18 protein-coding genes and 1 rRNA gene are annotated in these 20951 nt (G+C 73.4%); 13 read left to right on the forward strand and 6 right to left on the reverse strand.

Features of this window, described 5'->3' with window-relative positions:
- The first annotated feature begins 115 nt into the window (after nucleotides 1-115).
- Both rrf and AC060L_RS36520 read left to right on the forward strand, forming a co-directional pair.
- Nucleotides 116-232, forward strand: a 5S ribosomal RNA gene (gene rrf / locus AC060L_RS36515).
- A gap of 69 nt (nucleotides 233-301) precedes the next feature.
- The gene (locus AC060L_RS36520; RefSeq protein WP_483803302.1) at nucleotides 302-940 is read left to right on the forward strand and encodes an HIT family protein; all 639 of its coding nucleotides are present in this window, start codon (nucleotides 302-304) and stop codon (nucleotides 938-940) included.
- A gap of 111 nt (nucleotides 941-1051) precedes the next feature.
- Here AC060L_RS36520 and AC060L_RS36525 read toward each other — a convergent pair whose 3' ends face one another.
- A complete protein-coding gene (locus AC060L_RS36525) occupies nucleotides 1052-1825 on the reverse strand; it encodes a lysophospholipid acyltransferase family protein (protein ID WP_483803303.1) in 774 nt (257 codons plus the stop codon).
- Between the two features lie 588 nt (nucleotides 1826-2413).
- On the opposite strand from AC060L_RS36525, the gene AC060L_RS36530 reads away from it, so the two are divergent.
- The 3 genes from AC060L_RS36530 to AC060L_RS36540 all read left to right on the forward strand — a co-directional run bounded on the left by AC060L_RS36530 (nucleotide 2414) and on the right by AC060L_RS36540 (nucleotide 5779).
- The gene (locus AC060L_RS36530; RefSeq protein WP_483803304.1) at nucleotides 2414-3199 is read left to right on the forward strand and encodes an electron transfer flavoprotein subunit beta/FixA family protein; all 786 of its coding nucleotides are present in this window, start codon (nucleotides 2414-2416) and stop codon (nucleotides 3197-3199) included.
- 41 nt (nucleotides 3200-3240) lie between these two features.
- A complete protein-coding gene (locus AC060L_RS36535; RefSeq protein ID WP_483803305.1) occupies nucleotides 3241-4203 on the forward strand; it encodes an electron transfer flavoprotein subunit alpha/FixB family protein in 963 nt (320 codons plus the stop codon).
- 109 nt (nucleotides 4204-4312) lie between these two features.
- On the forward strand, nucleotides 4313-5779 hold the full coding sequence (locus AC060L_RS36540) for an acyl-CoA synthetase (protein WP_483803306.1): 1467 nt from the start codon (nucleotides 4313-4315) through the stop codon (nucleotides 5777-5779).
- A gap of 24 nt (nucleotides 5780-5803) precedes the next feature.
- Here AC060L_RS36540 and AC060L_RS36545 read toward each other — a convergent pair whose 3' ends face one another.
- Nucleotides 5804-6367: an FHA domain-containing protein gene (locus AC060L_RS36545; RefSeq protein WP_483803307.1), complete on the reverse strand. Its 564-nt coding sequence runs from the start codon at nucleotides 6365-6367 to the stop codon at nucleotides 5804-5806.
- Nucleotides 6368-6614: 247 nt separating this feature from the next.
- Here AC060L_RS36545 and AC060L_RS36550 point away from each other — a divergent pair, with 247 nt between their 5' ends.
- From AC060L_RS36550 to AC060L_RS36560, 3 genes are all read left to right on the forward strand, one after another.
- Nucleotides 6615-7595, forward strand: a complete 981-nt coding sequence (locus AC060L_RS36550) for an ROK family protein (RefSeq protein WP_483803308.1) — start codon at nucleotides 6615-6617, stop codon at nucleotides 7593-7595.
- Nucleotides 7596-7824: 229 nt separating this feature from the next.
- Nucleotides 7825-8889: an NUDIX hydrolase gene (locus AC060L_RS36555; RefSeq protein WP_483803309.1), complete on the forward strand. Its 1065-nt coding sequence runs from the start codon at nucleotides 7825-7827 to the stop codon at nucleotides 8887-8889.
- 63 nt (nucleotides 8890-8952) lie between these two features.
- On the forward strand, nucleotides 8953-9885 hold the full coding sequence (locus AC060L_RS36560; protein WP_483803310.1) for a DUF4184 family protein: 933 nt from the start codon (nucleotides 8953-8955) through the stop codon (nucleotides 9883-9885).
- A 63-nt stretch (nucleotides 9886-9948) separates the two neighbouring features.
- Here the strand turns inward: AC060L_RS36560 and AC060L_RS36565 are convergent, their stop codons facing one another.
- A complete protein-coding gene (locus tag AC060L_RS36565) occupies nucleotides 9949-11316 on the reverse strand; it encodes a M20/M25/M40 family metallo-hydrolase (protein WP_483803311.1) in 1368 nt (455 codons plus the stop codon).
- 246 nt (nucleotides 11317-11562) lie between these two features.
- Between AC060L_RS36565 and AC060L_RS36570 the strand changes: the two genes are divergently transcribed.
- From AC060L_RS36570 to AC060L_RS36580, 3 genes are all read left to right on the forward strand, one after another.
- The gene (locus tag AC060L_RS36570; protein WP_483803317.1) at nucleotides 11563-12813 is read left to right on the forward strand and encodes a geranylgeranyl reductase family protein; all 1251 of its coding nucleotides are present in this window, start codon (nucleotides 11563-11565) and stop codon (nucleotides 12811-12813) included.
- Between the two features lie 154 nt (nucleotides 12814-12967).
- Nucleotides 12968-14179 (forward strand): sensor histidine kinase, encoded by a 1212-nt coding sequence (locus AC060L_RS36575; protein ID WP_483803312.1) that lies wholly within the window; start codon nucleotides 12968-12970, stop codon nucleotides 14177-14179.
- Nucleotides 14176-14847, forward strand: coding sequence for a response regulator (locus AC060L_RS36580; RefSeq protein WP_483803313.1), 672 nt, complete (start codon nucleotides 14176-14178; stop codon nucleotides 14845-14847). The genes AC060L_RS36575 and AC060L_RS36580 overlap by 4 nt, the downstream gene beginning before the upstream one ends.
- A gap of 46 nt (nucleotides 14848-14893) precedes the next feature.
- On the opposite strand, the gene AC060L_RS36585 is transcribed toward AC060L_RS36580, so the two are convergent.
- Entirely contained in the window at nucleotides 14894-15718 is an 825-nt protein-coding gene (locus tag AC060L_RS36585; RefSeq protein WP_483803314.1) for an ATP-grasp domain-containing protein, read from the reverse strand.
- A gap of 175 nt (nucleotides 15719-15893) precedes the next feature.
- Here AC060L_RS36585 and AC060L_RS36590 point away from each other — a divergent pair, with 175 nt between their 5' ends.
- Nucleotides 15894-16682 (forward strand): enoyl-CoA hydratase family protein, encoded by a 789-nt coding sequence (locus tag AC060L_RS36590; protein WP_483803315.1) that lies wholly within the window; start codon nucleotides 15894-15896, stop codon nucleotides 16680-16682.
- Nucleotides 16683-16789: 107 nt separating this feature from the next.
- Nucleotides 16790-17542, forward strand: a complete 753-nt coding sequence (locus tag AC060L_RS36595; protein ID WP_483803316.1) for an acyltransferase — start codon at nucleotides 16790-16792, stop codon at nucleotides 17540-17542.
- 951 nt (nucleotides 17543-18493) lie between these two features.
- Here the strand turns inward: AC060L_RS36595 and istB are convergent.
- Together istB and istA are read right to left on the reverse strand one after the other, a co-directional pair.
- A complete protein-coding gene (gene istB / locus AC060L_RS36600; protein ID WP_483799922.1) occupies nucleotides 18494-19267 on the reverse strand; it encodes an IS21-like element helper ATPase IstB in 774 nt (257 codons plus the stop codon).
- Between the two features lie 60 nt (nucleotides 19268-19327).
- Entirely contained in the window at nucleotides 19328-20803 is a 1476-nt protein-coding gene (gene istA, locus AC060L_RS36605) for an IS21 family transposase (RefSeq protein ID WP_483799923.1), read from the reverse strand.
- Between the last annotated feature and the right edge of the window lie 148 nt (nucleotides 20804-20951).

The raw sequence follows: 20951 nt of genomic DNA on the forward strand, positions 1-20951 counted from the left end.
AATAGGCCGAGGGCTTGTCCTCAGTTGCTCGCGTCCACTGTGTTGTTCTGAAACAACGACCCCGTTTTTCCCTGGGCCACAGGGTGGGACGGTGCGGTTGACAGTTTCATAGTGTTTCGGTGGTCATAGCGTGAGGGAAACGCCCGGTTACATTCCGAACCCGGAAGCTAAGCCTTACAGCGCCGATGGTACTGCAGGGGGGACCCTGTGGGAGAGTAGGACGCCGCCGAACAATCATTCCGAAGAAGCCCCCAGCCTAAATGGCTGGGGGCTTCTTCGCGTTTCTGGCAGAATCCGCGGCATGACGATCAACGGGGTTTCACACGAGCCGAGTCCGTACGTCCGGAGCCTGCCGATCGGGGAGCGGATACCGCTGCCCGAGAACGGGATCGCGGGCTGGGAGAACTTTCCGTACGACGGCGACCTCCAGGTCAAGGTGCTCGATCAGCCCGTCCTCCCGGAGCCGCCGCGCAACGGCGAGGCCGGCCCGGACGAGTGCTTCACCTGCAGCAAGGACATCGACGACCCCGACGTGCTCTGGCATGACGAGCACTGGAAGGTGACGGCACTCGCCGAGCCGGCCGGGCTGCCGGCCGCCGTCATGCTGCTCCCGCGCGAGCACTACGACCTGCTGGACCTGCCCGTCGAGCGGGCGGCCGAGATGGGTGTGCTGATCCAGCGCGTCGAACGCGCGATCATGTCGCTCGGCGGGATCGCCCGGGTGCACGTGAACCGGTGGGGCGACGGCGGCGCCCACCTGCACATCTGGCTCATCGCCCGCCCGGCCGGCATGGTGCAGATGCGCGGCTCCTGCCTGCCGATCTGGGACGACGTGCTGCCGAAGGTCGCCCCCGAGGAGTGGGCCGAGACCAACCGCCTGATCAGCGTCGCCCTGAACGCCCCGGCAGCCCTGAACGCCCCGGCAGTCCCGAACGCCTGACGGCCCGTCCAGCCGCTGCCGTGCCCGGAGAACCGGAGAAGGCCCTGACGGTCCGTCCCACTGGCGGACTGTCAGGGCCTTCTCGGGTGCCTATCCGGACCCGGCCGTCGCTCAGCCGGCCTTGGCGGCCCGCCGGGCGGCCTTGGCGGCCGCCTCCTGCTCGTCCTCGGCCTCGGCGACCTCCAGGGTCGGCGCGGTGCCGCCCAGCTGCGCGGGCAGCCACCAGCGGTCCTCGGGGCCGCTCGGCTTGCCGGGGTACTCGCGCTGCGCGCGGTCGAGCATCTCGCTCATCGCGGCCCGCAGCCGCCGGGTCACCATCACCGGCTTGTCGTTCTCGGCGAGCCGGATCGGCTCGCCGATCATGATGGTGACCGGGACGTGCCGCTTGGTCAGCGTCTTCGGCCGGCCCTTGGTCCACAGCTGCTGGGTGCCCCAGAGGACCACCGGGAGCAGCGGGGTGCCGGAGTCGGCCGCCATCCGGGCCGCGCCGGTCTTGAACTTCTTCAGCATGAAGGAGCGGCTGATGGTCGCCTCCGGGAAGACGCCGACCACCTCGCCGTCGCGCAGTGCCTGGACGGCCGCCTCGTACGCCGGCTGGCCGTCGGTCCGGTCGACCGGGATGTGCTTCATGCCGCGCATCAGCGGGCCGGAGATCCGGTGCTTGAAGACGTCGTCCTTGGCCATGAAGCGGGTCTTGCGCTTGCCGCCGCGGTAGGCACCGAGGCCGGCGAAGAGGAAGTCGAGGTAGCTGATGTGATTGCTCACCAGCACCGCGCCGCCGGTGGCCGGGATGTGCTCCGCGCCGACGATGTTGATCCGCACGTCGATCGCGCGGAACGCGGCCAGAGCGGTCCGGATCACCGGCGGGTACACGAACTCTGCCACGGTCAGCCCTACTTCTTCCATCGGGCCCTGGCCCGGTGCTCCGCACCCGCGACGGTCGGCGCCGACCGGGCCGGGTGGGGCCGCGGCACGCCGCAGCTGACACGGGTGATTCTGGGACTGATGGTCCCTCGAAGACGGCCCTTCTGTCACCTGGGCGTGCCTGGCGACGGGGAGATTGTCATCACATCAGACCCAACTGCGCCCCGGGAACTTCCCTGAGGTGTTACGCGATGTCAGTGTGCGGTGGCAGTGTGGCGGTGATCGCCCTGTCGCGTCCCCTCGGGAGCGCCTTCTCTGACAGGATCGCGGGTGGCCGCTGACCGGGCAATTCGTGGTGGGTTGCCGGTCTTGCCGAGTCGAGAGCTTCGTCACAATGATCAGGCGGTAGAGCGCCCGGTTATTGCGGCAAGATGTGGGCGACCAGTATTTATCTACTGACGAGTAACCAGAGCGGGATGCTGCCGAGTATGCTGCCGGAAGCGCCGGTCGGGCAGTGTGCATGAGCTGCCCGTAGCGGGTGACGCGACACGCGCACCCGTCCGTTGCACCGCCGCAGCCGCCGGACGAGACCAGTACAGGAGACAGGCCGTGAGCTTGAGGATCGTTGTCTGTGTGAAGTACGTGCCCGACGCGACCGGTGACCGTCGCTTCGCGGACGACACCACCACCGACCGGGACGCCGTGGACGGCCTCCTGTCGGAGCTTGACGAGTATGGCGTCGAGCAGGCGCTGAAGATCGCCGAGGCGTCGGGCGACGCCGAGGTGACCGTGCTGACCGTCGGTGGCGACGACGCGCGCGACGCGCTGAAGAAGGCCCTCTCGATGGGTGCCGACAAGGGCGTCCACGTCAACGACGACGACATTCACGGCTCGGACGTGATCGCCACCTCCGCGATCATCGCCAAGGCGCTGGAGCAGACCGGTTACGACCTGGTCGTCTGCGGCATGGCCTCGACCGACGGCACCATGGGCGTGCTGCCCGCGCTGCTCGCCGAGCGCCTGGGCCTGCCGCAGGTCACGCTGCTCTCCGAGGTCTCGGTCGAGGGCGGTGTGGTCAAGGGCCGCCGCGACGGCGACTCGGCCACCGAGCTGCTCGAGGCCGCGCTGCCGGCCGTCGTCTCGGTCACCGACCAGTCGGGCGAGGCCCGCTACCCGTCCTTCAAGGGCATCATGGCCGCGAAGAAGAAGCCGGTCGCCGAGCTGGACCTGGACGACCTGGGCATCGACGCGGACGAGGTCGGCCTGGCCGGTGCCTGGACCGCCGTCGAGACCATCACCGAGCGCCCGGCCCGCACCGCGGGCACGATCGTCAAGGACGAGGGCGAGGGCGGCAAGCAGCTCGCCGGCTACCTCGCCGACCAGAAGTTCATCTGACCCGCCGTCCGGCATCTACGTTCCAGCAGGAGTAACGAATCATGGCTGAAATCCTGGTTCTCGTGGACCACGCCGACGGCGCTGTCCGCAAGCCGGCCCTTGAGCTGCTGACCCTGGCCCGCCGCGTCGGCGAGCCCTCGGCCGTCGTGCTCGGCGCCGGTGCCGCCGCCGGCGACATCGCCGCCAAGGCCGCCGAGTTCGGTGCCGCGAAGGTCTACGTGGCCGACGCCGCCGAGTTCGCCGACTACCTCGTCGTCCCGAAGGTGGACGCGCTGACCCAGATCGCCAAGGCCTCCGGTGCCGCGGCCGTCCTGGTCACCTCCTCCGGCGAGGGCAAGGAGATCGCGGCCCGCGTCGCGCTGCGCCTGGGCTCCGGCATCATCACCGACGCCGTTGACCTGGAGGCCGGCGCCGACGGCCCGATCGCCACCCAGTCGGTCTTCGCCGCCTCCTTCCAGGTGAAGTCGAAGATCACCCACGGCGCGCCGGTCATCACCGTCAAGCCGAACGCCGCCGCTCCGGAGGCCGCCCCGGCCGCCGGCGCCGTGGAGAACGTCACCGTCGAGTTCACCGGCAACGCCGCCAAGGTCACCTCGCGCACCCCGCGGGTCTCCTCCGGCCGCCCCGAGCTGACCGAGGCCGCGATCGTGGTCTCCGGCGGCCGCGGCGTCGGTGCCGCCGAGGGCTTCGGCGTCGTCGAGGAGCTCGCGGACGCGCTCGGCGCGGCCGTCGGTGCCTCGCGCGCCGCAGTGGACGCCGGCTGGTACCCGCACAGCAACCAGGTCGGCCAGACCGGCAAGCAGGTCTCCCCGCAGCTGTACGTCGCGGCGGGCATCTCCGGCGCGATCCAGCACCGGGCCGGCATGCAGACCTCGAAGACCATCGTCGCCATCAACAAGGACTCCGAGGCGCCGATCTTCGAGCTCGTGGACTACGGCGTGGTCGGCGACCTGTTCGACGTGCTGCCGCAGCTGACCGCCGAGGTCAAGGCGCGCAAGGGCTGACCCGCAAGGCTGACCCGCAAGGGCTGAGCCGTACCGGCTCCGACAGGGCGTGATCCCCCGTGGTGGGGATCACGCCCTGTGGCGTCTCCGGGGCCCGTACAGTACCGGCGTGGACCTGTTGACGGCACTTCAGGGCGGGTACGGCGACTGCGCCGACGCGCTGCGGATCGACGGCCGGGAGTTCTCCCGGGAACGACTGCTCGGCGGGGCGAGCGTGCTGGCCGCGCGGCTGACCGGCGCCAAGGCGCTGGCGGTGCTCGCCCGGCCGACCGCGGAGACCGTGCTGGCCACGGTCGCCGGGCTGCTCGCGGGCGTCCCGGTGGTCCCGGTGCCGCCGGACGCCGGGCCGGTGGAGCGGGCGCACATCCTCGGCGACTCCGGCGCCGACCTGTTCGCCGTGCCAGCGGGGGAGGCGGGGGCGAGCGGTGAGACGGGTCCGGCAGCGAGCGGCATCGAGCTGCTCCCGCTCGACGCGGCCCGGCTGCTGTCGGCGTCGGGATCGGCCGGGCTCGGGGCCGCCTCGGCCGTCCGGCTGCCCGAACCGGGGCCCGAGCAGGCCGCCCTGGTGCTCTACACCTCCGGCACCACCGGCGCGCCGAAGGGCGTGGTGATCTCCCACCGGGCCGTCGCGGCCGGGCTGGACGCGCTGGCCGCCGCCTGGGACTGGACCGCCGAGGACACCGTGGTGCACGGCCTGCCGCTGTTCCACGTGCACGGCCTGGTGCTCGGCGTGCTCGGCTCGCTGCGGCACGGCAGCAAGCTGGTGCACACCGGCCGCCCGACGCCGGCCGGCTACGCCGCTGCCGGTGGAAGCCTGTACTTCGGGGTGCCGACCGTCTGGTCCCGGATCGCCGCCGAGCAGCCGGCCGCCCGCGCGCTGACCGGCGCCCGGCTGCTGGTCTCCGGCAGCGCGCCGCTGCCGGTGCCGGTCTTCGAGCGGCTCGCCGAGCTGACCGGCCACCGCCCGATCGAGCGCTACGGCATGACCGAGACGCTGATCACGCTCAGCACGCGGTTCGACGGCGAGCGCCGCCCCGGCAGCGTCGGCCTGCCGCTGGACGGCGTACGCACCCGGCTGGTCGGCGAGGACGGCCGCACGCCCGTCCCGCACGACGGCGAGAGCGTCGGCGAGCTCCAGGTGACCGGGCCGATGCTCGGTGACGGCTACCTGGGCCGCCCGGACGCCGACGCCGAGGTGCGCACCGCCGACGGCTGGTTCCGCACCGGCGACGTGGCCGTGATCGGGCCCGACGGCTTCCACCGGATCGTCGGCCGGGCCTCGGTGGACCTGATCAAGAGCGGCGGCTTCCGGATCGGCGCCGGCGAGGTGGAGGCCGCGCTGCGCGACCACCCGGCGGTCGAGGACGCCGCGGTGGTCGGGGTGCCAGACCCGGACCTCGGGCAGCTGGTGGTCGCCTTCGTGATCCCCGCCGGTCCGGTGACGGGTGACCAGCTGACGGCGTTCGTCGCCGAGCGGCTCTCGGTGCACAAACGGCCGCGCCGGGTGGTGCTGGTCGAGGAACTGCCGCGCAACGCGATGGGGAAGGTGCTGAAGAAGCGCCTGCTGGAGGGCTGATCGCGCGCGCTCGTCACGCGTGGTTCAGCCGGTCGCGAGCCGGAACGCCACGCTGCCGAACGCCACCTGGTCGCCCGGACGGACCGGGAAGCCGCTGGTGACCCGGTAGCCGTTGACGTGGGTGCCGTTGGTGGAGCCGAGGTCGTAGAGCACCCAGCCGTTCGGGGCCCGTCGCAGCTCGGCGTGGCTGCGGGAGACCGAGCTGTCGGTCAGCCGCAGGTCGCAGCCGGGCGCGCGGCCGATCCGCAGTGCCTCGATGCCCTGCTGCGGGAGGGTGAGGCCGGGCAGCTGCTCGGTCCGCCAGGCGCCGCGCAGCCGCACGGTGAACGCCGACAGCCGGCCCACCGAGCGCAGCAGCAGCCGCCCGAGCGGTCCATCGGCCGGCAAGTCGGCCAGCACGGCGTCCAGTTCGGCCTGGCTGCGGGCGGTGAGCACCAGCTCCATCCGGCGGATGAAGGTGTCGTGCGAGAGCCGGCCGCTGCCCGCGCCGTCCCGCAGCACTCCCAGTGCCTGCTCGCGCTCCTCCTCGGACGGGCGGGCCGTCAGGCCGGCGGGCGCCGCGTTGGTGCGCGGTTCGGGAGCGGTCATGGCAGCGATTCTCGGTCGCGCTGTGGCACGGTGTCCAGCGTGAACGTCCTGGCGTGCGCTGTGCTCGTTCGGCGCTGCTCCCGTGGCGCTTCGGCGGTGCCCCGGTGTCCGGTGCCCCGGTGCGCCTACGGCGCACGGGATAGGGTCGGCCGCTGGGCGTGCGGACGCGCGCGTGGGGCGCGTACGGGCAGGCAGGGCGCTCGGGTTGGGCGCCCTGGCTGGGTGCTTCGGGAGAAGAGGGCGGCGGATGAGTACTGATCGGGGCTTGGCCGGTCAGGCGCTGGTGGCGGCGATCGACATCGGTGGGACGAAGATCGCCGGAGCGCTGGTCGGCGCCGAGGACGGCGTGCTGCACCACCGCACCGAGCGGCCGACCAGGGCGAAGGAGTCCGGTGAGGCGGTGCTCGGCGTACTGGCCGAGGTGGTCGCCGAACTGATGGGGCGTCCGGACTGGGCCCGGGTGCGGCTGGTCGGCGTCGGCAGCGCGGGTCCGGTGGACACCGTCCGGGGCACCGTCAGCCCGGTCAACATCGCGGGCTGGCGTGACTTCCCGCTGGTCGCCGAGCTCGGCGTGCTGACCGGTGGCGGCCTGCCGGTCGTGCTCACCGGGGACGGCGTCGCGATGACCGCCGCCGAGCACTGGCGCGGCGCCGCCCGTGGTTACCGCAACGCGCTCTGCATGGTCGTCTCCACCGGCGTCGGCGGCGGCCTGGTGCTCGGCGGTGCGCTCTACCCCGGCCCCACCGGCAACGCCGGCCACATCGGCCACATCAGCGTGGACCTGGACGGCGACCCCTGCCCGTGCGGCAGCCGTGGCTGCCTGGAGCAGCTGGCCAGCGGCACCGCGATCGCCCGCAACGCCCTCGCGGCGGGCTGGCGCCCGGGTGGCGATGAACCGGTGGACATCTCCGGCGGTGCGACGGCGGTCGCGGTCGCCCGCTCGGCGCGCGAGGGCGACCCGAGGGCGCTCGCCGCCTTCGCGCGCGCCGGGCAGGCCCTGGCCGCCGGGATCGCGGCCACCGCGACGCTGGTCGAGCTCGACGTGGTGGTGGTCGGCGGTGGTGTCGCACAGTCCGGCGAGCTGCTGCTCGGCCCGCTGCGGGCCCGGCTGGCCGAGTACGCCACCCTCTCCTACGTCCGTGGCCTGCGTGTCTGCCGCGCCGAACTCGCCACCGACGCCGGTCTGGTCGGAGCCGCGGCGGCAGCGCTCTGGGCCACCGAGAAGTAACACCCCGACCGGCAGGTCCGCTGAACTCCCACTCCCGCGCCAACGGCTGGGAACCGACAGCGGCCCGGCTTCTCATGAATGAGAAGTCGGGCCGCGCGGGTACCACCTCCGGTGGTGCCGGGCCGCTCGGCGCGTCTCGGCGGACCGGGCTGACCGGCCGCCGTTCGCGCCGGCCGTCGGTGCCGCCCGGCGCGACCGGCGCCGGGGCCGCGCGAGGTCAGGGGAAGTCGTGATCGTCTGGGTCAACGGGACGTTCGGCGCGGGCAAGACCAGCGCGTGCCGTGAGCTGGTCGAACTGCTGCCGGGAAGCACTCTCTACGATCCGGAGGAGGTCGGCGCCGCGCTGCGCCGACTGCTGCCGCCGGCCCGGCTGGCCGGGGTCGCCGACTTCCAGGACCTGCCCGCCTGGCGACGGCTGGTGCCCGAGGTGGCCGCCGCGCTGCTGGCCGAGGTGCCGCCGGGCCCGCTGGTGGTGCCGATGACGTTGCTGCGCGAGGAGTACCGGGACGAGATCTTCGGTGCGCTCGCGGCCCGCGGCCTCAGCGTCCACCACTTCGTGCTGCACGCTGAGGAAACGATCCTGCGCGCAAGAATCACGGCCGACGAGGGGACCCCGGACGACCCGGGGGTGGGCAAACGCCGGCAGTGGCGGCTCGACCACCTCCCGGCGTACCGCGCCGCGCAGCCGTGGCTGCACCGCGACGCACACCTCGTCGACACCACCGGGCTGACCCCGCGCCAGGTCGCGGAGACGCTCGCCGCACTGGTCAAGGAGGGCGCCGCGCACTGCCCGATCGTGCGCGACGCGGACAGCACGGCGGACACCATGGCGGCCGCCGTGCTGCTCTTCGACGAGCAGGACCGGGTGCTGCTCGTCGATCCGGTGTACAAACCCGCCTGGGAGTTCCCGGGTGGCGTGGTGGAGTGCGGCGAGTCGCCGACCGCCGCCGCCGTCCGGGAGGCCGCGGAGGAGCTCGGTCTGGTCCTGGAGCCGCAGGCGCTGCGCCTGCTGGCCGTCGACTGGGAGCCGCGCACCGGTCCGCGCCGCGGCGGCCTGCGCCTGCTCTACGACGGCGGCCGCCTCACCCAGGCGCAGCGCGCCGCGCTGCGCCTGCCGCCGGACGAGCTGCGCGACTGGCGGTTCGTCACGCTCGCCGAGTCCGAGCACCTGCTCACCCCGGGCCGGCACCGCCGCCTGGCCGGCGCCCTGGAGGCCCGGGACCTCGGCGAGCCGCGCTACCTGGAAGCCGGCCTGCCGGCCGCACGCGGCACCGGCAGCAGCACCCGCAGCTGATGCCGCTCACCGATCCTGGCCGTGTGGCAGGCGGGCCCGAGGGCGCTGCGGCAGGATGGGCGCATGCCGTTCACGTTCAGCCACCCCGCGGCCGTGCTGCCGCTGCTGCGCGGCCTGCGGGCGCGTGGTCCGCTGGTCGCCTCGGCGCTGGTGGCCGGTTCGATGGCGCCCGACCTGCCGTTCTTCGCGGAGTCCTGGCTGCCGGGGGTGTTCCGGCACGGCGCGCTGACGCACCGTTGGTGGGCGGTCCCGACCGTGGACGTCGCCGTGGCGGGCCTGATGCTCGCCGGCTGGCACACGCTGCTCCGCCGGCCGCTGCTCGGCCTGCTGCCCGATCCCTGGGAGCACGCGGCCCTGGCGGCCACGGCCCGCCGCAGCACGCCTGCCCACGCGATCCGGCCGGTACCGGCGCCTGCCCCTGGCCTCGCGCCTGCGCCCGCGCCTGCCCCCGTGCTCGCGCCCACGCCCGCGCCCACGCTCGTGGCGTTCGCGCTCTCCGCCGCGCTCGGGGCGGGCAGCCACGTGGTGTGGGACGCGTTCACCCACCAGGGCCGGGCCGGCGTGCGGCTGCTCCCGGTGCTGAACCGCCGCCCGGCCGGTGTGCCGCTCTACGTGGTCGCGCAGTACGGCACCTCCGCCGTCGCCCTCGCCTGGCTCGCCGCGCACATGGCCCGCGAGCTGCGCGAACTCCCCGCGCCGGCGGCCGAGTCGCCGCCGGCCGTCGATCCCGGTCCGGTCCCGGACTACGGCCGCCCCGGCCGCCGGACCGTGCGCCGTACCGTGGTCGGGCTGGCCGCCGCGATCGGCGCCGCGCACCGGCTCGTCCACGCCCGTGCCGTTCGCGGGCCGGGCGGTCGGCACGACCCGATCTCGGACTTCTGCTTCGGGGCGGGCGCCGGCGCTGCGGCCGGGGCCGCAGCGCTCGCGCTGGCCGACGCGCTGCTCCCCGCCCGCGCACCCCGGATCCCGTGGCCGCTCACCACCACCCGGCCCTGACCCGGTCCTGACCCGGCGCCGGGTCAGGACCGAGTCAGCGCCGGGTCAGGGTCAGAGCTGGTCTCAGCCCCGCCAGCCGCGCGCGTACCCCTGCAGGAACAGCGCCTCCGAGAGCGCCATCTTCTCCAGCTCCACCGGGTCCACGCTCTCGTTCACCGCGTGGATCTGGCAGGTCGGCTCCTCCACGCCGATCAGCACGATCTCCGCCTTCGGGTAGAGCGTGTGCAGCGTGTTGCAGAGCGGGATCGAGCCGCCCTCGCCCGCGACCACCAGCTCGGTCCCGAACGCCTCGTGCATCGCGGCGCCCAGCGCCTCGTACGCCGGGCCGGAGGTCTCGGCCTGGAACGGCGAGCCGCTGCCCAGGTCGGTGAAGACGACCTCCGCCTGCCACGGCGCGGCCGCCGCCAGGTGCTTCTTCAGCGCGTCCTGCGCCATCGCGACGTCCATGCCCGGCGGCACCCGCAGGCTGACCCGGGCGGCGGCGCGGGCCTGCACCGAGGAGGTGGCCTTCTCCACCGACGGCACGTCGATGCCGATCACCGTGACGGCCGGCCGGGCCCAGAGCCGGTCGGCGATGTCGCCGGTGCCGATCAGCTCGACGCCCGGCTCCACCCGGGCGTCGGAGCGGAACCGGTCCTCGGGGTACTTGACGCCGGGCCAGCTCTGGCCGGTCGGCAGGCCGTTGACGGTGGTGTTGCCGTGCTCGTCGTAGAGCGAGCCGAGCATCCGGATCAGCGCGGCGAGCGCGTCCGGGGCGGCGCCGCCGAACGCGCCCGAGTGCAGGTTGCCGGCCAGCGTGCGGACCTCGACCTTGACCTCGGTGATGCCGCGCAGGCTCGCGGTCGCGGTCGGCAGGCCGGCCGCGAAGTTGCCGACGTCGCCGATGACGATCGCGTCGGCGGTCAGCAGCTCCGGGTGGGCGACCGCGTACTGCTCCATGCCGCCGGTGCCGACCTCCTCGGAGCCCTCGACGATGACCTTGAGGTTCACCGGCAGAGTGCCGTCCCCGATCTGACGCAGTGCCCGGATCGCGGTCAGGTGCATCAGGATGTTGCCCTTGCAGTCCGCCGCGCCGCGCCCGTACCAGCGGCCGTCGCGCTCGGTCAGGGTGAACGGGTCGCTGGTCCAGGCGTTCTCGTCGAGCGGCGGCTGCACGTCGTAGTGCGAGTAGAGCAGCACGGTCGGGGCGCCCGGCACGCCGGTCAGCTCGCCGTAGACGGAGGCGGTGCCGTCGGGCGTGTCGATCAGCCGGACCTCCGTCAGGCCTTCGGCGGTCAGCGCGTCGGCCACCCACTGGGCCGCCGCCCGGCACTCCTGCTCCTTCTCGAAGAACGGGTCCGCCATCGAGGGGAAGGCCACCAGGGTGGTCAGTTCCTGCTGGGCACGGGGCATCAGCGCGCGGACGGCGGTGGCGAGGTCGGGCGAAGTCATGGGGCTCTCCGGTAGCGGGGCGACGGGCAGGGCGATCATCTGTCCGACGAGCATAGGCGCCCACCTGCGCCGCGCCGGGTGGGCTCCGGTGGTGGCGGGACGTCAGCCGTCGTGTTGTGCCCCATAGGATTACTCGACGTGACAGACTCCGGTAACCCCCCCCACGACCCTGCCCAGACTCCCGCTCCGGCGGGTCCCGCCCCGGCCGCCGGCGCCGAACCCGCCGCGACCGTGCCGGCCGAAGCCGTGTCGCCCGATGCCGCGTCCGCGGGCACGGACCCGGCCGGAGCTGCGGCCGAGGCTGCGGCCGAAGCCGACCCGCTGGCCGGGATCTGGGACGTCGTGGTGGTCGGAGCGGGCCCGGCGGGTGCCTCGGCCGCGCATGCCGCCGCCGAGCGGGGTGGGCGGGTGCTGCTGCTCGACAAGGCCGAGCACCCCCGTTACAAGACCTGCGGCGGTGGGATCATCGGACCGTCCCGGGACTCGCTGCCGGCGGACTTCAAGATCCCGTTCCAGGACCGGGTGCACTCCGTCACGTTCGCGCTGAACGGGCGGTACACCCGCACCCGGCGCTCGAAGCAGATGCTCTTCGGCACCGTCAACCGCAGCGAGTTCGACCTGCGCCTGGTCGAGGCCGCGCAGCAGGCCGGCGCGGTGCTGGTCTGCGGGGTGACGGTCACCGGCGTCGAGCCGCGCGGCGGGACGGACCGGAGCACGGTCGCCCTGACCCTCGCCGACGGGCGCTCGCTGCAGGCCCGCGCCGTGGTCGGCGCCGACGGCAGCGCCAGCCGGATCGGGCGGTACGTCGGGGTGACCTTCGATCAGATCGACCTCGGCCTGGAGGCCGAGATCCCCGTGCCGGAACAGGTGCTGCGGGCCTGGGCAGGCAGGATCCACCTGGACTGGGGGCCGCTGCCCGGCAGTTACGGCTGGGTCTTCCCGAAGACCGAGGCCGGCACGCTGACCGTCGGGGTGATCTCGGCCCGTGGCGACGGCGAGCAGACCAAGCGCTACCTCGCCGACTACATCAGCCGGCTCGGCCTGGCCGGCTTCGCACCGGCCATCGAGTCCGGCCACCTGACCCGCTGCCGGGCCGAGGACTCGCCGCTCTCCCGCGGCCGGGTGCTGGTGGCCGGCGACGCGGCCGGTCTGCTGGAGCCGTGGACCCGCGAGGGCATCTCGTACGCGCTGCGCTCGGGGCGGCTGGCCGGCGAGTGGGCCGTGCACGTCGCCGATGCGGGTACGCCGACGGACGTGCGCCGGCAGGCGCTCAACTACGCGTTCGCGGTGAAGGCCGGGCTGGGCGTGGAGATGCGCGCGGGCAAGGTGATGCTGGAGGCCTTCGAGCGGCGGCCGCACCTGTTCCACCTGGCGGTCTGCCTGATCAACCCGGCCTGGCGGGCGTTCGCCCGGACCACCCAGGGGCACATCACGTTCGCGCAGATCCTGCGCCAGTACCGGGCCGCCCGCCGGCTCGCGGCGCTCGCGGCGCGCTGAGCGCCGCGCCCGGTGGTCGCCGGTTGCCGTCCGACGGCATTCACGCTCTGTCCGTAGGCAGACGCCGGGCGGTCACGCGTACTACCTGGGGAGTACGGGTGATCACATCCGCAGCCAGATGTCCGGGCCCGGTCCGGTCGCCTAGCCTTCGGCCATGAGCACTCACGACCGGCCGGGTCGGCCGCCCTGGGACCGAGCGAGGCAGGCCTGCCGGCCGCTCGCCTCCTCGGTCTGGGTGGCTGCCGCCCAGCTGGGCGGCAGCATCGTGGCGGGCCGCCACCAGGCGGGGTCGAGCGTCCCGCTCGACCCGCTGGGGTTCGCGCTGCTGCTGGCCGGCCCGGTGCTGCTGGTGTGGCGCCGCCGTTTTCCGGTGCCGGTGCTGGCCGGCACGGCTGCGGTGACGCTGGGCTACCTGGTGGCGGGGTACCCCTACGGCCCGGTCTTCCTCAGCTTCGCGGTCGCGTACTGCGGCGCGGTCCAGCGCGGCCACCGCAGGGCCGCCTGGCTGAGCCTCGGTGCGCTCTATCTCGGCCATCTGCTGCTCAGCTTCGCGGTGCCCGCCGACTGGCTGCGCGGCGGCCGGGGGAGCGGTGGCTGGTGGCCCGAGCTGGGGCTGGGCGCGCTGACGCTGCTGCTGGCCACGGTTGCCGAGCTGCTGCGGTTCCGGAGCGAGCAGATCGCCGCGCGCCGGGCGGCCGCGGCGGCCGCCGCCGCCCGAAGAGCCGACGAGGAACGGCTGCGGACGGCCCGCGAGCTGCACGACATCCTCGCGCACAGCATCTCGCTGATCCATGTGCAGGCGGGGGTGGCGCTGGAGCTGATCGACGAGCAGCCCGAGCAGGCCCGGTCCGCGCTGGTGACGATCAAGGCGGCGAGCAAGGAGGCGCTCGGCGAGGTCCGCCAGGTGCTCGGCACGCTGCGCGGTCCGGGCGCGGCCGCCCCGCGCCGTCCCGCCCCCGGTCTGGAGCGGATCGCGGAGCTGACCGAGCAGGCGGCGCACGCGGGCCTGGCGATCGAGCTGCGCACCGTCGGCGAGCCGCGCCGGCTGCCCGCCGGCGTCGGCCTGGCGGCCTTTCGGATCGTGCAGGAGGCGCTGACCAACATCATCCGCCACTCGGCCGCCCGGCAGGCCGAGGTGCTGTTCGACTGGTCGGTCTCCGACGGGCTGACCGTCCAGGTGGACGATCCGGGGCCGGTCGCGGCCGCCGGTGAGCTGCAGGGCTCCGGCGCCGGTCTGACCGGCATGCGGGAGCGGGCGGCCGCGCTCGGCGGCACGCTCGCCGCCGGCCCGCACGGCACGGGCTTCCGCGTGCAGGCCTGGCTGCCGACCACGGCGGCAGGGGCGGCAGGAGAGGAGAAGCGGTGATCAAGGTCCTGCTGGCGGACGATCAGGTCCTGGTCCGGGCCGGCTTCAGAGCGCTGCTCGACGCGCAGCCCGACATCGAGGTGGTCGGCGAGGCGGACGACGGCGCCGCCGCGCTGCGCCTGGCCGGCGAACTGCGGCCGGACGTGGTGCTGATGGACATCCGGATGCCCGTGCTGGACGGCCTGGAGGCGACCCGCCGGATCTGTGCCCAGCCCGGCCTGGCGGATGTCAGGGTGGTCGTGCTGACCACCTTCGAGCTGGACGAGTACGTCTTCGAGGCGCTGCGCGGCGGCGCGGCCGGCTTCCTGGTCAAGGACACCGAGCCGGCCGAGCTGGTCCGCTCGGTGCGGGTCGCCGCGGCGGGGGACGCGCTGCTCTCGCCAGGGGTGACCCGCCGGTTGATCGGCGAGTTCGCCGCCCGCTCCAAACCCCCGGCCGCGGCTGGCGGCCCCTCCCTGGAGCAGCTGACCGAACGCGAGCGCGAGGTGCTCACACTGGTCGGCATGGGCCTGTCCAACGACGAGATCGCCCGCCGGCTGATCGTCAGCCCGCTGACCGCGAAGACCCATGTCAGCCGTGCGATGGGCAAGCTCGGCGCGCGCGATCGGGCCCAGCTGGTGGTGCTCGCCTACGAGAGCGGCCTGGTCCGACCCGGCTGGCTGGGCTGAACCAGGCCCCAGACCACCCAGACCGCCCCAGACCGCTTCCGGCCACTCAGCGCAGTACGGCCGGCAGGTCGCGGCAGTACGGCAGATCGGCAGCCGCCAGCTCCGCCGCAGGCCCCGCGGCCCGCAGCACCGTGTCCAGCACCGCATCCGGGTCGCAGGCGTAGCCGCCGCTCGCCCAGGCGGGGTTGGCCTCCACCACGGCCCACCGGCCGCCGCCCGGGCCTGCGCCGGGGTCACCGATCAGGCCGACGTCCACCACCACGGCGCTCGGCAGCCCGTCCGCCGTCGCCCGCAGCACCTCGCCCGCGAAGCCGAGCACCTGCGCGGCCTGCGGGTCCTGCTCGATCGGCGCGACGTCCAACTCGCCGTCCACCGCGTAGCGCGAGGCGGTGCGCACCTCGCCGTCCAGCACGAAGAGCCGGTACTCGCGGCGGAACGTCACCACCTCGCTGACCAGGACGAGCGTGTCGTCCGGCAGTGCGTCCGGGCCCGGCAGGCCGCTGCCGTCCGGGTAGATCCGCGCCGCGAACAGCTTGTCCACCGGTGGTTTGAGGAAGGCCGGCCGTCGCAGCTCGCGCGCCTCGGCGAGCGTGACGCACCGGACCCGGCGCCGGGTCAGCTCCTCGGGCAGCCGGGTCAGCCAGTCCGCCGGGGCGTCGAGCGCGGCAAGCCCGAGCTCGCGGCCGACCGCGTCGGCGAAGAGCGGGCCGCCGTAGACGTGCGTCGGCCCGCGCCCGCGCAGCTCGTCGGGCACCGACCAGCCGGTCGCCGTGTGGGCGAGCAGGCCCCGGCGGCGGGCACAGGTCAGCAGGGCGAGGCCGGTCTCGTTGATCCGGGGCGCGAGCAGCAGCAAGCGCGGGGAACTGGTCATGTCGGGCATTCTGGCCGCCGCCCGACCGTTGCGACCAGCGGTTTTCCGCCGCTCCGGCCGTTCTCCGGGCCGATCCGCCGGGGCCCCTGGCCCTATGCCGGGTGCGCGTGCCAGAGTCTTCCCTGCCCGTCCGACCCACCCTCATATCGGATATCGGAAAGCAGGTCGCACCGCGATGACCAGCGCAGCACCCCTCGTCCGCGTCAGCACGGCCCAGAGCGTGACCACGCTCGAACTCGACTCCCCGCACAACCGCAACGCACTCTCCAGCCGCCTGATGGCCGAGCTGGAGCAGGGTCTGGCGCAGGCCGCCAAGGACCCGGCGGTGCGGGCCGTGGTGCTCGGCCACACCGGCAAGGTGTTCTGCGCGGGCGCCGACCTGTCGGAGGCGACCGGCGCGGACCCGACCGTCGGCCCGCGCGGCCTGGTGGACATCCAGCGCGCGATCGTGGAGTGCCCCAAGCCGGTGATCGCGTTCGTCAACGGGCACGTCCGGGCCGGCGGCCTCGGCCTGCTCGGTTCGGCCGACCTGGCGATCGCCGGGCCGGCCTCGACCTTCGCGTTCACCGAGGTCCGGCTCGGGCTGGCGCCCGCCGTCATCTCGCTGCCGCTGCGCCCCAAGCTGGAGCCGCGCGCGGCCGCCCGCTACTACCTGACCGGCGAGACCTTCGACGCCGCCGAGGCGGCCCGGATCGGCCTGGTGACCATCGCCGCCGCCGACGAGGCGGCGGCCGACGCCGAGCTGGCCGCGCTGCTGGACGCGCTGCGTCTGGCCTCGCCGCAGGGCCTGGCCGAGTCGAAGCAGCTGGTCAACGCGGACGTGGTGCGCTCCTTCGAGCAGGACGCGGACGCCCGGGTCGAGCAGTCCGCCCGGCTCTTCGGCTCCCCGGACGCGCAGGCGGGCATGCGCGCGTTCCTGGAGCGCCGCCCGGCGCCCTGGGTCGCCGAGGCGCAAGGCCAGTAGCCGGCCCGATCGCCGGCCCGATCGCCGACCTGGTGGCAGGGCCGGCGACCGTGTGAGCTTCGTCCCCCGGCCGGTCTGCGGGCCGGCCGGGCGGCTACGGTGTCCGCATGTCGATCACCGCCACCCTGCTCTCCGCCGTCCGGTCCCGGGCCCGTCGCGCCGTCGGCCGGGCGGTGCACCACGGGTGGCGCTGGGTGCAGGAGACGGGTGCGGTCTCCAACCAGCAGCCGGGTCCGTACCGGTTCCACACCCTCGGCGACGGCAGCAAGCTCGCGTTCCCGCTCGGCACCGTCTTCAACGAGCAGTCGATCGCGATCGGCCCGTTCTGCATCATCGGCGAGCGGGTCACCATGTCCGCCGGCTTCCTGCCCGGTCTCGACCTCGGCCCGGACCCGGTGATCACGATCGGCGGCGGCTGCGTGATCGGCCGCGGCAGCCACCTGGTCGGCCACCAGTCGATCGTGCTCGGCGACGACGTCTGGACCGGCCCCAACGTCTACATCAGCGACCAGGCCCACGAATACCGCGACACCACCCTGCCGATAGGCAAGCAGTGGCCGCGCAACGAACCGGTCGAGATCGGCTCCGGCAGCTGGATCGGCACCGGCGCCGTGATCCTCCCCGGCGCCCGGCTCGGCCGCAACGTGGTCGTCGCCGCCGGCTCGGTGGTCCGCGGCGAGGTCCCCGACCACACCGTCGTCGCCGGCGCCCCGGCCCGCCCCGTCCGCACCTTCACCGAAGCCGACGGCTGGCAGCCCCCCTTCCGCCACGACCCGCCCCGCCCCCTCCCCGACGGCATCACCGCCGAAGACCTCCGCGCCCTGGTCGGCTGGGACCTGCGACCCCCGACGGGGGAGTAGCCGGCAGCTGCCGAGATGCGGCCCACACCACCGCGCTCCACACGTCACACCTCAGGTCAGCCGACTTCTGCCGTCGTCACCTGGCTGCGGCGTCCGAGGACGAGTAGCCGGCGTTCCGGCGGACCTTCCCGGTCGAAGCACCAGCGTTCCTCTCGTGCCGCGCTCGCCCCGCCGGCAACCTGCACCCGGGGCAGAACGCGCGCAGGAGCATGCTCGATCCCCCGGCGTGGTGGCCAGTGCGGCAGGCGCGGGCGCGGTGTGCTCGCGGGAGAAGTCAGGCGGGCCGACTTCTGCCGTCGTCACCTGGCTGCGGCGTCCGAGGACGAGTAGCCGGCGCTCCGGCGGATCTTCCCGGTCGAAGCACCAGCGTTCCTCTCGTGCCGCGCTCGCCCCGCCGGCAACTGCACCCGGGGCAGAACTCGCGCAGCAGCATGCTCGATATCCCGGCGCGGTATGTGCTAGTGCGAGAAGTCAGGCCGGCCGACTTCCAGGGGGCTGAGCACAGGACCTCAAGCGGCCGGTAGACATGGCGTGCTGCCGTGGCGCTCCCGCCCCCGCTCCTACCTGCGCTCCCGCCTCGATTTTTTCGGGTCTGCCGCAGGTGCGGGTGGTGCCGCTCGGTCAGGAGGCTCCCCAGACGCCGACGGCCCCTCGCCTAGGGCCTGTCCGGCGGGCCTTGCCGGGCCTACGATGCCGGGCATCCGCCCCCAGCCTTCGGCCGGGAGGTACCCTCACGCCCAGCCTTCGGCCGGGAGGTGCCCCCGCCCCCCAGCCTTCGGCCGGGAGGTGCCCCCACGCCCAGCCTTCGGCCGGGGGTGCCTCCACGACGCACGCCCGAATCGCCCAGGTGTCAACGGCCATTGAGATGCCCAGGTGGGTGGCCGTTGGGTGTCCAGGCTGGTGGCCATCAGATGCCCAGGTGGGTGGCCAGTGGTGTTCCTGGGGTGGGGGTCAGTTCAAGGGGACCACTCCCTTCCCGGCGAGGGCCTCGGCGAGGCGGTGTGAGTCGCCAGTGGTGGTCACGAGGTGAGCGTGGTGCATGAGGCGGTCGGTGCTGGCGCCGGCGAGAGTCTTGGGCATGATCGTGTCGAAGCCTGAGGGGTGAATGTTGCTGGTCACCGCGATGGACCGGCGTTCGTAGGCAGCGTCGATGATCCGGTAGAACGCCTCGGCGGCGTCCTCGCCGACCGGCAGCAGGCCGATGTCGTCGATGACGATGAGGTCCGCGCGGCAGATCCGGGCGACGGTCCGGGCGGTGGACCCGTCGACCTTCGACTTCCCGATCGCGGCGCTCAGCGTCTCCAGGGTGAACCAGGACACCCGCAGGTCCTTCTCGATCGCGGCCTGGGCCAGGCCCTCGGTGAAGTGGCTCTTGCCCGTCCCCGACGGGCCGGCGATCACCAAATTCTCGGCGCGGCCGATCCACTCCAGGGTGATCAGGGAGTTCTGGGTGGGTTCGGGGATGGTGGAGTCCTCGGCCCGCCAGGAGCCCAGGGTTTTGCCGGTGGGGAAGTTCGCCGAGTGGCGGCGAAGGCGCCGGGTGGCCGCGTCGCGGCCGGTGACCTCCTCGGCTATCAGCAGCCGCAGGACCTCGGCGGGGTCCCAACGCTGGGCTCGGGCGGTGGCCAGGACGTCCGGGGCCGCTTTGCGCATGTAGGGCAGGCGCATGCGGCGCATGAGTTTGTCGAGTTCCTCGGGGATGGCGGGCGGGCTGGGAAAGCTCATGGGGGTGCCGTTCTCTTGGGTGACGTGCAGTCAGAATGCTGTGGTGGGCGGCGTGTTGGCTCAGCGGCCCAGGGCCTGCCAGCCGATGGTTCCGTTCTGGACGGAGTGGGCCTCGTCCGCGCGCACGACCTCGCCGGCGGGCTTGCTGTCCGCGATGTGTCCCAGGATCGAGAGCAGGTCGTCGTCGGCGAAGCGCCCGGCCGTGGCCGCCAGACCGAGGGCCTGGTCGACTTTGTCGTTGCCCAGGACAGTGGCCAGCTCGACCGCGCGGGCCATCTTGGCGCGGATGCGGATCGCGCCGGCGGGTCCGGCCTCCTTGAGCCAGCGCCCGGCCCCGGGCCCGATGCCCACGAACGCGATCTCCGCCTCCGAGCGCGGCCGCAGCCGCGGCTGGTGAACGCTGCGGCCGTCCGGGTGGTCGGGATAGTGCGCGTCGATGATCTGCGGAACACCCGGGGTGGACAGCTGGTGGCGCCAGATCTCCGACAGGTCCCCGGATTCGGTGCGGGCGGTGATGGAGAGTTCCTCGCCGACGACCCGGCACCACACCCTCGCGCCGGTATAGCCCGGCGGGGTCGAGTAGCGCACCGAGTTGAAGCTGATCGTGCGGTCCGAGCCGACCAGCCTCTCCTCGCCCAGCGCGAGCGCGAGCGGCTCGATGGGCAGGACGTGCAGGGTGGTGCGCTCCACGTCCAGGCGGCTCGCGGGTATCTGCCCGGTCGCCCGGTGACGACGGGAGTTCACCTGCTCGCACCAGGTGCGGCAGGCATCGGTGAGCTCGGCGAAGGAGTCGTAGGCGGGCAACAGGTTCGCATCCGTGGGCACCAGGTCGGCCTTCGCGATACGGACCGTGGCCTCCGCGCCGCCCTTCGACTCGGGGTCGTAGGGCACGCAACTGACCACCTGGCAGCCGTAATGCCGACCCGCGGCGACCATCTGTGGATGACGTACCGGGATCCCGGCGATGTGCTCGACGGTGACCGTCTTCGCGTTGTCCGTCAGTACATACGTCGGCGCCCCGCCAATCCGCCGCAACGCGGTGTCCAGGCAGGCCACCAGCGTGCCCAACGTGCAGTCCCAGACCGGGATCACGACCCGGAACCGCGACCAGGACAGCCACGCGCAGAACAGCCAGGTCCGCCGGCCGCCGATCCGCGGCCCCTCGCCCCAGTCGAACTGCAGCCACCGGCCCGGCTCGGGAATCCAGGGTCGGTACGTCCGGCGCTTGCCCGTCTTCCACGCGGTCTTCGCCGCGTTCACCGCCCGCCTCGTCGAGCGCGCACTTCCCCGGTAGCCCATCTTCACGAGCTTCTCGTGGACCACATCGGCGCGGATCGTCGCCTTCGACTGCTCGACCCACTCCTCGACCTTCTCCAGGAACGCGTCGATCATCTTCGGCCGCGGCTCTCGCTCATAAGGATTGCGCCCGCCGTCGCGGGCCTCGACATACCGCTTGACCGTCTTCGGGTCGTGCCCCGCCAAGCTCGCCGCCGACCAGACCGTCCCGGTCAGGTCGTACGCCTCAAGGATTTCCATGATCTCTCTGTCAGACTTCGTCACAGGACCTCTCCGACCGGTTCGCTGATGCTTCGCAAACACCAGCAAACCGGACGGAGGGGTCTCCTTCGATAAGGAAGCGATCAGGAACACCACAGGTCAGACGGCCATCCACCTGGAATTCCGG

This window comes from Kitasatospora sp. NEAU-69 (genome assembly GCF_057158765.1).

Bases quoted from the DNA above. Each gene is read 5' to 3' on its own strand.
- AC060L_RS36520 (WP_483803302.1), top strand. From the start codon at position 302: ATGACGATCAACGGGGTTTCACACGAGCCGAGTCCGTACGTCCGGAGC.
- AC060L_RS36535 (WP_483803305.1), top strand. From the start codon at position 3,241: ATGGCTGAAATCCTGGTTCTCGTGGACCACGCCGACGGCGCTGTCCGC.
- AC060L_RS36545 (WP_483803307.1), bottom strand. From the start codon at position 6,367: ATGACCGCTCCCGAACCGCGCACCAACGCGGCGCCCGCCGGCCTGACG.
- AC060L_RS36550 (WP_483803308.1), top strand. From the start codon at position 6,615: ATGAGTACTGATCGGGGCTTGGCCGGTCAGGCGCTGGTGGCGGCGATC.
- AC060L_RS36560 (WP_483803310.1), top strand. From the start codon at position 8,953: ATGCCGTTCACGTTCAGCCACCCCGCGGCCGTGCTGCCGCTGCTGCGC.
- AC060L_RS36565 (WP_483803311.1), bottom strand. From the start codon at position 11,316: ATGACTTCGCCCGACCTCGCCACCGCCGTCCGCGCGCTGATGCCCCGT.
- AC060L_RS36575 (WP_483803312.1), top strand. From the start codon at position 12,968: ATGAGCACTCACGACCGGCCGGGTCGGCCGCCCTGGGACCGAGCGAGG.
- AC060L_RS36585 (WP_483803314.1), bottom strand. From the start codon at position 15,718: ATGACCAGTTCCCCGCGCTTGCTGCTGCTCGCGCCCCGGATCAACGAG.
- AC060L_RS36590 (WP_483803315.1), top strand. From the start codon at position 15,894: ATGACCAGCGCAGCACCCCTCGTCCGCGTCAGCACGGCCCAGAGCGTG.
- AC060L_RS36595 (WP_483803316.1), top strand. From the start codon at position 16,790: ATGTCGATCACCGCCACCCTGCTCTCCGCCGTCCGGTCCCGGGCCCGT.
- istB (WP_483799922.1), bottom strand. From the start codon at position 19,267: ATGAGCTTTCCCAGCCCGCCCGCCATCCCCGAGGAACTCGACAAACTC.
- istA (WP_483799923.1), bottom strand. From the start codon at position 20,803: ATGGAAATCCTTGAGGCGTACGACCTGACCGGGACGGTCTGGTCGGCG.